General features: G+C 43.7%; 15 protein-coding genes. 5 read left to right on the top strand and 10 right to left on the bottom strand.

The annotated features are described in order from the left end of the window. Positions 1 to 13: 13 nt before the first annotated feature. The 4 genes from prfC to B1L02_RS13690 form a co-directional block, all read right to left on the bottom strand. Positions 14 to 1,603 carry a peptide chain release factor 3 gene (prfC, locus tag B1L02_RS13675; RefSeq protein WP_088531454.1) on the bottom strand — a complete coding sequence of 530 codons (1,590 nt, stop codon included), beginning with the start codon at positions 1,601 to 1,603 and terminating at the stop codon, positions 14 to 16. 284 nt (positions 1,604 to 1,887) lie between these two features. Next, positions 1,888 to 2,865 (bottom strand): sensor domain-containing diguanylate cyclase, encoded by a 978-nt coding sequence (locus B1L02_RS13680; protein WP_223192001.1) that lies wholly within the window; start codon positions 2,863 to 2,865, stop codon positions 1,888 to 1,890. A gap of 106 nt (positions 2,866 to 2,971) precedes the next feature. Beyond that, positions 2,972 to 3,670 carry a DUF3581 family protein gene (locus B1L02_RS13685; protein ID WP_088531455.1) on the bottom strand — a complete coding sequence of 233 codons (699 nt, stop codon included), beginning with the start codon at positions 3,668 to 3,670 and terminating at the stop codon, positions 2,972 to 2,974. A gap of 177 nt (positions 3,671 to 3,847) precedes the next feature. After that, positions 3,848 to 4,486, bottom strand: coding sequence for a cytochrome b/b6 domain-containing protein (locus B1L02_RS13690; protein WP_088531456.1), 639 nt, complete (start codon positions 4,484 to 4,486; stop codon positions 3,848 to 3,850). A gap of 173 nt (positions 4,487 to 4,659) precedes the next feature. Here B1L02_RS13690 and B1L02_RS13695 point away from each other — a divergent pair, with 173 nt between their 5' ends. From B1L02_RS13695 to B1L02_RS13705, 3 genes are all read left to right on the top strand, one after another. Beyond that, complete coding sequence (locus B1L02_RS13695) at positions 4,660 to 5,517, top strand: transporter substrate-binding domain-containing protein (RefSeq protein WP_088531457.1); 858 nt, start codon at positions 4,660 to 4,662, stop codon at positions 5,515 to 5,517. 75 nt (positions 5,518 to 5,592) lie between these two features. Further along, on the top strand, positions 5,593 to 6,081 hold the full coding sequence (locus B1L02_RS13700; protein ID WP_088531458.1) for a glutathione peroxidase: 489 nt from the start codon (positions 5,593 to 5,595) through the stop codon (positions 6,079 to 6,081). Then, positions 6,068 to 6,505, top strand: coding sequence for a MarR family winged helix-turn-helix transcriptional regulator (locus B1L02_RS13705; RefSeq protein WP_088531459.1), 438 nt, complete (start codon positions 6,068 to 6,070; stop codon positions 6,503 to 6,505). The genes B1L02_RS13700 and B1L02_RS13705 overlap by 14 nt, the downstream gene beginning before the upstream one ends. 65 nt (positions 6,506 to 6,570) lie before the next feature. Here the strand turns inward: B1L02_RS13705 and gltX are convergent, their stop codons facing one another. From gltX to proB, 4 genes are all read right to left on the bottom strand, one after another. Further along, entirely contained in the window at positions 6,571 to 8,058 is a 1,488-nt protein-coding gene (gene gltX, locus B1L02_RS13710; RefSeq protein WP_088531460.1) for a glutamate--tRNA ligase, read from the bottom strand. A gap of 83 nt (positions 8,059 to 8,141) precedes the next feature. Beyond that, entirely contained in the window at positions 8,142 to 8,507 is a 366-nt protein-coding gene (locus B1L02_RS13715) for a glutaredoxin family protein (RefSeq protein ID WP_128728591.1), read from the bottom strand. 86 nt (positions 8,508 to 8,593) lie between these two features. Beyond that, entirely contained in the window at positions 8,594 to 9,562 is a 969-nt protein-coding gene (locus B1L02_RS13720) for a GGDEF domain-containing protein (protein WP_088531462.1), read from the bottom strand. 70 nt (positions 9,563 to 9,632) lie between these two features. After that, positions 9,633 to 10,772, bottom strand: a complete 1,140-nt coding sequence (gene proB, locus B1L02_RS13725; protein ID WP_088531463.1) for a glutamate 5-kinase — start codon at positions 10,770 to 10,772, stop codon at positions 9,633 to 9,635. A gap of 409 nt (positions 10,773 to 11,181) precedes the next feature. On the opposite strand from proB, the gene B1L02_RS13730 reads away from it, so the two are divergent. After that, positions 11,182 to 11,409, top strand: coding sequence for a hypothetical protein (locus tag B1L02_RS13730; protein ID WP_088531464.1), 228 nt, complete (start codon positions 11,182 to 11,184; stop codon positions 11,407 to 11,409). Positions 11,410 to 11,430: 21 nt separating this feature from the next. On the opposite strand, the gene B1L02_RS13735 is transcribed toward B1L02_RS13730, so the two are convergent. Next, positions 11,431 to 11,931 carry a DUF1543 domain-containing protein gene (locus B1L02_RS13735; RefSeq protein WP_088531465.1) on the bottom strand — a complete coding sequence of 167 codons (501 nt, stop codon included), beginning with the start codon at positions 11,929 to 11,931 and terminating at the stop codon, positions 11,431 to 11,433. A 108-nt stretch (positions 11,932 to 12,039) separates the two neighbouring features. Here B1L02_RS13735 and B1L02_RS13740 point away from each other — a divergent pair, with 108 nt between their 5' ends. Further along, a complete protein-coding gene (locus tag B1L02_RS13740) occupies positions 12,040 to 13,680 on the top strand; it encodes an amidohydrolase (RefSeq protein ID WP_088531466.1) in 1,641 nt (546 codons plus the stop codon). On the opposite strand, the gene B1L02_RS13745 is transcribed toward B1L02_RS13740, so the two are convergent. Beyond that, a complete protein-coding gene (locus B1L02_RS13745; RefSeq protein WP_010379202.1) occupies positions 13,671 to 13,889 on the bottom strand; it encodes a YgjV family protein in 219 nt (72 codons plus the stop codon). The two genes, B1L02_RS13740 and B1L02_RS13745, sit on opposite strands and share 10 nt — an antisense overlap. Positions 13,890 to 14,068: the final 179 nt, after the last annotated feature.

Here is a 14,068-nt window from a genome sequence, read left to right on the forward strand (position 1 = left end):
TAATACGCAGCGATTAGTGTTCACGAGTTTCATGGAACTTCACGTCAGGATAACGCTCCATAGATAGATTCAGGTTTACGCGACTTGGTGCGATGTAAGTTAGGTTATCACCACCATCCAACGCCAAGTTTTGCTCACACTTGCGGCGGAACTCAGCCATTTTCTTATCGTCATCACAGCTGACCCAGCGCGCGGTTTGAACCGTTACGCTCTCGTAAATCGCATCTACGTTGTATTCAGACTTTAAGCGTGCCACAACCACATCAAACTGTAGCACCCCAACCGCACCTACAATCAGGTCGTTATTAATTAGTGGTCTAAATACCTGTACCGCACCTTCTTCAGAAAGCTGTACCAACCCTTTTAGGAGCTGCTTTTGCTTAAGTGGATCTCTTAGACGAATGCGACGGAATAGCTCAGGCGCAAAGTTTGGAATACCGCTAAATTTAAGCGTTTCACCTTGTGTGAAGGTATCACCAATTTGAATAGTACCGTGGTTATGTAAACCGATAATATCACCCGCGAACGCTTCTTGAGCACGCTCACGGTCACCCGCCATAAAGGTTACCGCATCCGCAATGCTGACTTGTTTACCAAGACGCACGTGGTTCATCTTCATGCCCTGACTATATTTACCCGACACAATACGCATAAAGGCGATACGGTCACGGTGTTTCGGATCCATGTTTGCTTGGATTTTAAACACGAAACCAGAGAACTTTTCTTCGTCGGCTTTTACTTCACGCTCATCAGTTTGGCGCGGCAATGGCGTTGGCGCCCACTCGGTTAATCCATCAAGCATGTGGTCAACACCGAAGTTACCTAGTGCCGTACCAAAGTAAACTGGCGTTAACTCACCTGATAGGAATAAGTCGTGGTCAAATTCGTTTGACGCCCCTATTACCAACTCTAGCTCTTCACGAAGCTGCTCTGCTAATTCATCACCGATTTCTGCGTTCAGATCTGGGTTATCTAAACCTTTAATAATACGCTTTTCTTGGATGGTATGGCCTTGACCCGTTGCGTATAGGATCGTTTCATCACGGTGAATGTGGTAAACACCTTTAAATTCTTTTCCACAGCCAATTGGCCAAGTGATAGGCGCACACATGATGTTAAGTTCAGTTTCAACTTCATCCATCACTTCCATCGGGTCACGAATATCACGGTCCAATTTGTTCATAAAGGTAACAATTGGCGTGTCGCGTAAACGCGTTACTTCCATCAGTTTACGGGTGCGGTCTTCTACACCTTTTGCTGCATCAATTACCATCAAGCACGAGTCAACAGCGGTGAGCGTACGATAAGTATCTTCAGAGAAGTCTTCGTGTCCTGGGGTATCTAGTAGGTTTACTAAGGCATCATTGTATGGAAACTGCATCACGGAAGTTGTTACCGAGATACCACGCTCTTTTTCCATTTCCATCCAGTCAGACTTGGCGTGTTGGTTTGAGCCACGGCCTTTAACCGTACCGGCTTTTTGTAACGCCTTTCCGAATAAAAGTACTTTTTCGGTGATGGTGGTTTTACCCGCATCCGGGTGTGAAATGATCGCGAAAGTACGTCTGCGCGACACTTCCTGCGGAATACTCATATTTGACATTGAAATTCTACTTATGGCATTGGCAACCGAACCAAAACTCGGCCACGCTAAATTCGAACAAAGATTGCTATATTCTCTCCGATCTTGGCCATTTTAACAACTTGATGACGGTAATTTTCGCAGCTAAATAGCAGATGTTATTTAGCCATTGCGGTAGTTGATGAAAGGTGGGCTGTGATGGCTAGTTTATTAGTCCGCTTTTTACGTAAAATCGCCATTGTTCACCAAAGAGCATCTCTTGTCAGGAACGGTGTCGCCTATATGCTTTAGGTCACATTGAGCATTCAGCTCAGTTTTTGCTTATACATGTGTTTATCTGCTCGAGAGAATAAACTAGCCATGCTTTCAAACTTACTTTCGCACTTGGCAAATCCGGCTGAAAATCCGCACTTGGGAAGCTTTTTCTCTTTTAACGCTTGATAGAAATTAGCCTCGCTTTGAAAAATAAAATCGTTTACCGCTTTCTCGTCATGTCGTTGCACAATAGCCAGAAACTCATCGCCACCATAGCGCCCGATAATATCATCTTCGCAGCTTGCGGCCTTCAAGGCTTCAGCCAAACTTTGTAGCACCAGATCACCAATTTCATGACCATAGCTGTCGTTTATCGGTTTAAAACCATCTAAATCAAGAAAGATACAGTAAACTGCACCACCCAGTTTCATGGCAATGTCACGCTTATGTTCTGCGAGTATTTCGGTCGCGCGACGATTTAATACTTCAGTTAACGGATCTTGCATCGCTATCGCTTTTATTTTGCTATAGCGCTCAATCATCACCAAATCGTCTTCTAGCATATCGCGCAAGTGCTCTATAAACTCAACCAGCGAAGCGGCGTAATTCGTGGGTTTAAAGTCCATCACACACAAAGTGCCAAACGACTTTCCATTGGGCCAATGGATGGGTACACCCAAATAAGACTCAAACCCATCATTGGCAACCTCTGGGTTATCGTCCCATTGATAATTTACACTGGCGTGTTGCTCATATAGATTGCGGTTATTGGCGACAACATGCTTACAAAAGATATTGGTTTCTTGCGGTATCAAACCACCAGCAGGATACGGGTTTTCTTCTTGGTCGCTTGCAATCATCACTGCAAAGCCATCTTCTTTTTTTTGCACCACAAATGCAGCAGGCGCCGAAAAAATCTTCGCCATTAAATCGACTGTTTTTTGCCATTTTAATAATGTTTGTTGTGAGGCTTCTGGTTTGAGCAAATCTGCATACGGCACAGTGATACCATTTAGTTCAATTACCATTTTATCTAAACAGTATAGCGGACAGCTGAGGAGTAGATGAATTATTGTTTAAAAAGAAGGCTGTGAGGGCAGCACGCTGACTTTCACGTCAGCGTGTACAGGAAGGTTACGGCTTTAATGCGACTTTTCTATCGTTGTAGTAGGCAATCAAATCATCAACCGTTTGCTGGCAATACTCACGGATCCCTGATACTAACATGTGCTTCTCACCATAACCGACTTTAGTGCCGTTCGACAGCAAATTAAAGCGCAGGTTGATCTTGCCACGTTTGCCTTCATAGCTAAACTCAGGCTTAGCCGCTTCCAATGTCACTTCCGTTACCGATATATCATCCATATGAATAGACATAGACTCGTAAATCACCATTGGCCTTGCAGGGTTGATCATTACCTCTTGCTCACCCATCAATGGGATGATGACGTGAGGAAAAGTGGTGCCCGAAAATTCAACGTAATTTCTCGTTAAACTATTGATGAGTGTTGGGCAAGTACTGGTTTCACCAGCACGTGACACAGACAGCATCACTTTATCATTTGCGGTAATATCAAATTGTGCAGCACCTTCTGGCAATATGAGCGTTGTCGTTTCATCAACCATGCCTACAAAGCTAAACTCCATATTCTCGCTTAAACCATAGTGCTTTAACACTAGGGAGAAAAGTAGATCACCCGGTACACAAAACTTCTTTGCATCGATGTCGTGCAGTGGGTTGTAGTCGTCCGCGACTCCTTTTGCAAATAAGCTCCCCTGCTCTCTGGTGATGGTGATCTCATTTGCTTGTTGTTGATAATACGGCTCTAACATCGCTACTTTTCTCTAACCTCTAAGATAAAACTGCGCCATCTTACCAGAATTTTCTGAAATAGAGGTCATATCTGTTACGATAACCTGTTAACAAATATTACATTGACCGAACTTGCCACGAAAGGTTAGCAAGGTTATTGAAAGCAATAACCTTGCTAACTTCTGTTCAGAATTGAGTTACATTAAACCTTGCAGTGGCTCAGCGCCCCAAGTCATGAGTAACAAAGCTGAAAGTGCAATAAAGACAAGGTATGCAACAACACCCGATTTCATAGCGGGTGTGCTAACTGCGTTGTCTTGCCTGCCGGTGACTAACGTCTTTACTAGGTTTTGACCTTTTAGGCGATACACCACAATAGCAAATATATGCAGTGCAATGGCAGCAATTAAGAATTCAATATTGGTGTGATGTATATCGCCAGCTAATTCAACTAAGTCGTAAGACACATATTGCGCAAGTGGTCCTTCCACCAAGATATCATCTGTTGTCATCAGACCTGATACGAGCTGAACAATGATCAGCACAAAAAAGAGCAGTACCATCAAGCTCCCTGCAGGATTATGCCCCACATGGCTTTGTTTTGACTTAATAGCCGATAAAATAGCTTTAGGTGAATGAAATAGCGTACTTAATTTAGCGGTTTGGCTTCCAATAACACCCCAAATTAATCGCGTTGCCATCAGCGCCAACAATAAATAGCCGGTAACAAAGTGAAGATCCATCATGCCTTCTTCACCGGTAATATATAAGGTTACTAGCCCTGCTACGAGCAGCCAGTGAAACCCGCGGATAAATCCATCCCACACTTTGGTCATCGTTTATTTGCCCCATAGGTAAAAATCACTGCAATGATGACAGGTTATAAAACTCAGCACAAAGAGTTAAGATTAAATAACCGCTTATCTTGATTTAGCATCGCATTTTGAATGCTAATTAAGCACAATGTTCTATAGTAAACTGGTGTTTGCTTTGCTGGGTTGGAGCGATAATGAAATATTTACTGCTAATACTGCTGTTGTTTTGTGCGTGCTGCAACGCAAAAATATTGCTGATCTCGAATGAACCTGCCGACGAGTACAGACTTTTTACCAAAAAATCCCATAGTTTAGAGTCAGATACCAACAACTTGCTGTTAAACCAGTTTGGCCGAGATTACTTTGATTTTAAAATTGTTACTCCAGCCAAACTTAACCAGTTACTTACAAGTGAAGAGCCAGTATGCGCGGTGTCTCGCCTAAAAACTCCGAGTCGCCAGCAAGCTTTCTTGTTTACCATCCCTATCCACCTTTATCCGAGCCATAGATTATATTACTTCAAACAACGCACTCCGATGGATGCCAGCCTTGTGAATGCCACGGGTAAACTGAAGTCGCTTGCAAGCTTGATGGCTTACTATCCACAAGCCATCATCATCAAAGAGGTCGGTAAGTCTTACGGCAATACCATTGACTCCGCATTAGCACAACTAGAACCGCAAAATGTTGCCATTAGACCGTATAAAACGTCAGCACAAACCATTATGGAACAGTTCAGCGAAGGTAAGGTCGACTTTATATTAGCCTACCCCGCAATTTTTCAGCAAAGCTTTCCAAAGGACAAGGCACACCTAGTGGGTTCGTTGCCAATAGCAAATAATCTCCCTCACCTCGAAGGTCATATTGCTTGTAGCCACACCCGAGAAACTCAAGCGTTTATCGAAAAAGCCAACCAAATGATCCGTGCGTTATATCCCACTAATACCTATTTAACCACACACTTAAAATATCTCCCTAAGCAAGATCACACTTTGATCACCAGACGACTTGCGATGCTAAGCGCCAAATATCAACAAGGTGCTGCAAAATAATCTCAACAGCTGTTGCACACACATCGTACTTAGTTTAAATTAAATCGCACACGATTAAATCGCATAAGATTAAAAATGACGACACTCTATCAGTTTGAAGCAAACACATTACAAGGTCAGGCATATAGCTTTACCGACTTACAAGGCAAGGCTGTGCTTATTGTTAACACGGCTAGTGAGTGTGGATTAACACCACAGTACGAAGGGCTACAAAAACTACATCAAGAATACGCAAATAAGGGCCTTGTGATCATTGGCTTTCCCTGTAACCAGTTTGGTAAACAAGAGCCCGGTGATGCAAAACAAATTCAAGAAGGCTGCTTAATCAATTATGGCGTTGATTTTCAGATGATGGAAAAGATAGAGGTTAATGGCGACAAAGCACACCCACTATATCAATACCTAAAGTCTGCACTCCCGGGGCTATTTGGTAATAAAATCAAGTGGAACTTCACTAAGTTTTTATTTAACCAACAGGGTGAACCGGTTAAACGCTATGCCCCAATCACCAAACCTGAACAAATAGCCAAAGATATCGAAAAGTTATTAAATGAGTCTATCTAATCCGCAGCTCAATCTCGATAACCAGATCTGTTTTCGGCTATATAGTGCGTCAAGACAGGTCACAAGACTTTATCAGCCATTACTCAAAGAGGTTGGGCTCACGTATCCGCAATACATAGTGTTATTGATTTTATGGGAGCAAGACGGACAGCTCGTGAAAGAAATAGGCGAGCGAGCTGAACTTAATAGTAACACCCTAACACCACTCCTTAAGCGATTAGCAGAGCGTGGTCTCGTTACCCGTGGCAAAAACCCGGATGATGAACGGCAAACCTTCATTCACTTAACCGAGGCCGGTAGAGCCCTTGAGCAATCATGCGCTTGTATCCCAGCACAAATGATGGCAAAAGCGGGCTTAAGTATGGAGCAAATTCAACTGTTAAAGCAGTCTCTTGATGCGTTATTGTTACAAGGAAAACGGTAAACGCGATAAATTTCAGACAATAAAAAAGCCGCTACATTAGCGGCTTTTGCAATACGGTCTCGCAATTATGCAATTGACGGATACTCACGGTATGCTTTTTCAAGCTTTTTAGCTTGCTTTTTAGATACGCCGATATGCTCGAGTGCCACTCTTAAGCGCGCACGAGAAAGGTCTGAGCCTAACACTTCCATCGCATCTACTACCGAAGTCGATGAAGTTTTGCCAGTGATAGCAACGAAGATAGGCTCTAAGAACTCTTTGATCTTTAACTCATGGTGTGTCGCAACAGCTTTTGCAATAGAGAAGATCTCAGACTTGTTCCAAATGCGCAGCTTTTCTAATTCCCAAATAAAGAATTGCAGCGCCTGACGAACCACTTCTTCGTCTGCTTTACCAGCAGTTAATAACGCTGGATCGTATTCAGGTAAGCCCGCTACAAAGTGACCTGCTAGCCCCACCAAGTCTGATAGCGTGTTGATACGCGCCTTAGCTTCAGGAAGTACGCGAGCCAACATATCACCGTTAAACTTCCAGTCGACAAAACGCTGGATAAGCTCGGCATCAGTTAGGTTTTCGCGGATCCATAGACCGTTTAACCAGTTAAGCTTGTCAATATCAAAGATAGGTCCACCAAGTGATACGCGTTTCATATCAAAGTGTTCAATCATCTCAGCCAAAGTGAACTTTTCACGTTCATCCGGCATTGACCAACCCATACGACCTAAATAGTTAAGTAGTGCTTCTGGTAAGAAACCCATTTCTTTATAGTAGTTAATCGAAGTCGGGTTTTTACGCTTTGACAGCTTAGACTTATCAGGGTTACGAAGTAGCGGTAAGTGACCAAGCACAGGCGCTTCCCAGCCGAAGTCTTCATACAGTTTTAGTAGTTTAGGCGCAGAGTTGATCCACTCTTCACCACGGAAGATATGGCTTATCTCCATGTGGTGGTCATCTACTACGTTTGCAAGGAAGTAAGTTGGAAAGCCATCGGCTTTCAACAAAACTTGCATGTCTACGTTTTCCCATGGGATCTCAATCTCGCCGCGTAGGTAATCGTTAAACTTAAACGTACCTTCTTCTGGGATTTTCATGCGGATAACATAAGGCTTACCTGCTTCAAGATTTGCCTTTACTTCTTCTTCAGATAGACGCAAGCCACGACCGTCGTATTTAGGACGTAACCCTTCTGCCATCTGTTCTTCACGCATTTGCTCTAGCTCTTCAGCCGTCGCAAAGCAGTAAAACGCTTTACCATCATCTACAAGCTGCTGTGCAAACTTTTTGTATAAGTCAGAACGCTCTGATTGACGGTATGGACCAAACTCGCCACCCACATCTGGACCATGATCCCAGTCAAGCCCTAACCAGCGCAGGCTGTCCATGATAGCTTGCTCAGACTCAACAGTACTACGTACCTGATCGGTATCTTCAATTCGTAATACAAACTCACCACCTTGCTGCTTAGCAAAGCAATAGTTGAATAAGGCAATATAAGCCGTTCCTAAATGCGGATCACCTGTTGGAGAGGGTGCGACACGAGTACGGATAGTCATCAAAATTCTCTTAAAAATGGATTAGTCGATTAATGGCGCTATGCTAGCATAGCCCCCGATTAGCGCATAGTGAGGCGCGTGAATTAAGCTGCCTTTTCTAGCTTTTCTAGATAAGCAACAATGTCATTGGATTCGTACAACCAAGTGACTTTCCCTTGCTCTTCGATTCGCAAGCATGGCACCTTCACTTTACCGCCCTGCTCTAGCAGCTCTTGGCGATATTGCTCATCATTTTTGGCATCACGGGTTTCAAGTTTAAGCCCTTCACGCTTGGCAGCGCGGCGTACTTTAACGCAAAATGGGCATGCCTTAAACTGGTATAACTTTAAGTTCGCCGTCATTGCATCTAGCTTTTGCTGTTGTTCAGCGGCACGTTTTTTACTGCGTGGGGTAAAAATAAAATCAAAAAGTAAAATCAGACGTCCTAAAAACCATCTTACAAATTGCATAACGTTTCCCAAACCTTTTGCTAAATTCGCTAAAAAAGAGGTCGGGGAGTTTAGCATATTCTTTAAGCGCTATATATAAGATGAGCTTAAAACAACTCTATTTCTGCACATGCGTATTGTGATTCAGCTAGCCCCAAAGCGAGGTAGTTTGTGACTTGGTTTCTGCCATTTTCTTTTGAGTGATAAAGCGCGAGATCGGCTTTATGAACTTGCTCAGAAACTTGTAGTGTATCGACCACTTCAGTAAAACCTAGGCTGACAGAAACATGCTCTACTTGCGGAAAACGGCTAGAGGCAATTGCTTCCCTCAAGCGCTCAAGCGCCACTAAGGCAGAGTCGTCATTGTGACTTTGAAACAGCACAGTAAATTCCTCACCGCCGTAGCGAAACACATAGTCTTCTGCTCTGAAGTTGGCTTTAATCTTTTGTGCCACCAGCAGAATCACTTCATCGCCGATCACATGGCCAAAGTTGTCGTTCACCTGCTTAAAGTGATCGATATCTGCCATAGCCAAATACCACCTGCGCGCCTCACTGTCATCACGGCATACCGTAAACCCATCACCATTGGTTATTTCCATGACTTTTTCATCAAACGTTTGCCGATTTAGTAGCTCAGAGAGCGGATCGATTCGAGCAAAGTGCAATGTCGCCATTTGATGCGCAAAAACAGTGAGTAAGTGTTTCATTAAAGTCGCGGTCGTAAGATTTACTTGACCTTCTACATACAAAAAGCCAACGAGTTGGGCTTGGTGATAAAGCGGGATAACACTATCACCATGGTATTGAATGAGATGTTTATCGTCTTGACGCTGCTGTAATTTATCCACAACAGCATCTGCAGACCCCACCACGATACAAAAGTCGCGATGGCTAACAAATACGGACTTTGGGATTTCTTTTTCCGATAGGCTTTTACTGAAATAAAATGCGTAGCTTTCTTTGCAAACATCGGAGATAACGCGCTCAAGTGCCTGCGTTAGCACCCGTTCACTCTTTTGCGCCAAGAGCTCTAACGTAAGTTCATGACCACAGGGTGAATAGCTAATCGACATTCAAGGCCTCTTAATAAATTGACTCTTGATAAGTGTAGAACAGCCTCCTGAATTTACAGTAATTTATAGGCTAATTTAACGCTTCGTGTTGGCTATGCTGATTCAATACCACCAAATTATCACGATGGATGATTTCTTCAGCGCTTTCAAAGCCAAGGTACTGTGCAAATTCACTACTGTGGCGGCCTATTACCAAACCAAGCTCATGATTGCTTAGGCTAGATAAACCTTGTGCCTGTAACGTACCCTGTTGGCAAAACACTTGAACCAGCTCGCCACGTTTAAATTGCCCTTCAACCGACACAATGCCTTTTGCTAGTAAACTTGCTCCTTGATTGCATATCGCATTAATTGCACCACTATCACAAATAATTTTACCAGTTGATTTAGGGCCAGACAGTAACCAGCGTTTGCGCCCCCCAACAGGTGCATCAAACTTCAAAAACGTCGTGCTTGGTGCAGTTTGCGTTAGTACTTGCGGTAAAATGTCATATTCGCTTCCTTTTGCTATCACGACATCAACGCCTGCTCGCTGCGCGATGTCTGCCGCTTGCAACTTCGTCGCCATACCTCCCGTGCCAAGTTGCGTGCCACTGCCGCCTGCTAGTGCTCTAAGTTCGTCGTTTATATGTGTTACTTGCTCTATCAACTGCGCATCTGGATTGGCTCTGGGATCTGCGGTAAAAAGACCATGCTGATCGGTGAGTAATACCAATTTATCAGCATTTGCTAAAATTGCGACGTAAGCTGAGAGGTTGTCGTTATCACCAACTTTGATTTCAGACGTTGCCACTGCATCGTTTTCGTTGATGATTGGCACGACATGATGCTCTAAGAGCTTAGTGAGCATGTCCCGTGCAGTTAGATAGCGTTCACGGTGTTCAAGATCGGCCCGTGTCAGTAGCATTTGTGCCACATTAACGTCGTAAATACTAAACAAAGACTGCCATAAATGGATTAATTGACCTTGCCCAATTGCTGCCAACATCTGTTTTTCAGCTAGTGAATGACCAATTTGTTGCTGTAATGTACCGCGCCCTGCAGCAACAGCACCGCTAGATACAACAATGACCTGATGACCAGCTTGACGTAACGTTACACACTGCCTCACCAGCTCAACAATTCTGGGCTTGTTTAAGCTCTGACTGCCTGCAGTTAAGACACTTGTGCCGAGCTTGACAACAATGGTTTGTGTATTGTTTTTGGTCATAGTATTTGTTGAATTTTACAGCGATAGACCTTCGTTATACCACGGACACTCCCCCTCCCAAGTAATAATACCAATTGCATTAACTCTCCAACCAATTTGAAGGGTGAAATACCATATTAGCGTCGTTAAAAATTTCTCATTTAGAACAACTAAATAGCAAAATTTTTTCCTTGCCTATATGGATATAGGTACCTTGGCGGTAGCAGGACGCGAGAGCGGAGCTACTAAAGCTATTCCTCCGCTTCAAATAGCTCATTTAATTAATACAATTGGTATAAACTCATGAATTTTATTTCTAACTCAGAGTGAATTGGTATAATCCGCCGCACTGATTTCGATCAAGGCTTTTTTGCACCGCGTGTGAGAGAGTGATCACCATTCAATGAAAGAATAATTAGCTGAGTTCAGAATGAAAAAACACAAAAAGAACAAAGAGATTATGATGCTACCTTTGCTATTCGTAGTGATCTTAATGTGTGTCGGCGGCCATTTTATTTTGCAACCTAGCTACAAAGACAGCCACATCGTTGAGTATTCTCTGGCTGCACTGCCGTTTTTAATGTTTGCCGTCGTGATTGTCGCTATCAAAATAGCCATAAAAGCGGATAACGATGAAAACGAAGAGGGTGAGGGCTAAGGTTTCCCCTCACCTTATTGGTTACAGAGGATGATAACCAAACCACAAGGGGGTAAGCGGCGTTGATTGGCCACTGTGGGTGAGCTTGATATTTAATTTCTGATCAAATAAATCAACTGCAAAACAGTCATCCACATCATGCAAATCATCTTTATGAATATGGCTAAAGCCGTTAAGTAAAAGCGCTTTTGCTTTCTCTTTTGCTTCGTCAGCACTCGTTGCAACGAACAGCCCGAAGTCGTGTGCCTCGGCTAAACTATCTGGTTTATATCCCCCCAAATTCACAAAGTACAAATGCTCGGCTTGCTCAACATCTTCTTCTGTAAGCTCAATAGCATAGCCATCAGCATGCTCAATTACCGTATAACTATCCATATGCACCGAATTTTTATCGCCAACCCATTGCTGCTTTAATTTGGGACAAGCCTCTTCAATTGTATTCGCCGCGACAAAGCGCACATCGTGCATTTCGATATGGCAGCCTTGTATGCGACCGCCTAGGTATACAACAAACAACTTCACATTGATACTCCACTCCTTTAAAACCCAAGTATACGATCAACTCAAAGACTTGGCTTTATTGAGTTAGATGATTATTCTGAATAAACACTCTCAGTGAAGGACAGTATAATGAAAAAAACATTCCTCGCGCTTTTGGCAAGCTTTAGCCTCTCATCAACAGCTCAAGTGACCTTAATTCACAATGTAAATGGTTATACGCCCACTAAATCGCAGCAAGTTGAACGCTTTTCTTCTTTGGTAATTAAAGATGGTAAAGTCGTAAAAACGAGTTTAAAGGATCTCAGCACCCAATACCCAAGTGCGACAAAGTTTGATGGTGAAGGGAAAACCCTATTGCCCGGTTTAATTGATGCACACGGTCACATCATTGGACTGGGCAATAATTTACTCACACTCGACGTACGCGGCAGCAAAACCATTGCAGAAGTGGGAAAACAGCTTAGCCAATATGCAAAAGCCCATGAAGGTGAATGGATAATAGGTCGTGGCTGGGATCAAACCTTATGGCCTGGTGGACAATTCCCAACCGCAGCCGATCTCGACAAATACGTAAAAGATAAGCCCGTCATACTCACTCGCGTTGATGGTCACGCTATTTGGGTAAACTCAAAAGCGATGGCGCTTGCCAACATTTCACAATCAACAAAGACACCTGAAGGCGGTGAAATCATCACACTCAATAGCGGTATGCCGAGTGGTATTTTTATCGACAAGGCTGAAGATCTTATCCGCACTCATGTCCCAGCTCAGTCGGATACACAGGTAAACAGGGCGCTGAATAAAGCAGGAGAACACTTGCTGAGTTTAGGTATTACCTCAGCCCATGATGCCGGGATTGATCACACCACTTGGCAGGTTTACCAAGCACGCGCCAAGGAACACACTATGCCTCTACGCGTCTACGCTATGTTAAGCGCAAGCTCGCCTAAACTCGCAGAGATGCTAGACGCCGGAGTGATAAAAGACACACGAGATCAACTCTCTATTCGTAGTGTAAAGATCTATGCTGATGGTGCACTTGGCAGCCGAGGGGCGGCACTTATTCGCGACTACCATGATCGCAAAGGCCACAAAGGATTAATGCTCGAAAACCAAGCGACCTTGGAAGCATTGATCACCCAAGCCATACGCAGCGGCTACAGTGCGCACACCCACGCCATTGGCGATAGAGCGAATCGCATCGTGCTAGACTCATATCAACACGTTTTTAAAAAAGCAGGAGGAAGACTGCTAAGAAATCGTATTGAGCACGCACAAATTGTCCATCCGGATGATATCCCTCGCTTTAAGACGTTAGATATTATTCCATCAATGCAGCCTGTTCATGCCACATCTGATATGCATATGGCCGAAAAGCGCCTAGACGACAAACAGCTTAGCGGCGCTTACGCATGGCAAACATTCTTAAAGCAAGGAAGTAGAGTCGCGGCGGGCTCTGACTTTCCAGTGGAGCTTGCAAACCCTTTCCATGGTCTGCATGCCGCTATCACCAGACAAGACCATCAAGATTTACCCAAAGATGGCTGGCGTCCAACAGAAAAGCTAACCAGAGAACAAGCACTCCAAGCATTTACGATTGATGCTGCTTATGCGGCGTTTCAAGAATATAAACTGGGAAGTTTAGAGCAAGGAAAGTGGGCCGATTTTATCTTAATCGACCAAGATTACTTTACCGTAAGCGAAGATAAAATTGATGATATTAAAGTCGAGCAGACCTGGATTGCAGGTGAGCTTAAATATCAGCGCTGATCTTTTTGTAATTTGACCAAGTGGTAGGTGTTAACTAGTGCCAGTAAACCATTAGTTAATGCCACCGGCCAAGCTTGGATAAGTGCGCCGTAAGCGGTAAAACAAATACAGCCCATTAAATTGAACCAACGCAACTTAGCAACATCACTCATCATCAAAGAAACGACCAAAAAAGCAGAGGCTAAATAGCCTAAATATTCCCAACTCATTTGTCCTCTCCCCTAAGTTGCGTTAGCATATAGTTTATGCTCGAATTTACGTATCGTGCAGAATAAAAAGGCTAACCCACAAGCCCCTAGAAATTAGCACCAATAAATTAGCTCTAACACGGGAAGTGGGGGTTTAATGGTAATATCGTTGATTAAATTCTTCGCCACAGCGCTGAGAT

Source organism: Pseudoalteromonas piscicida (assembly GCF_002208135.1).
Classification (GTDB): domain Bacteria; phylum Pseudomonadota; class Gammaproteobacteria; order Enterobacterales; family Alteromonadaceae; genus Pseudoalteromonas; species Pseudoalteromonas piscicida_A.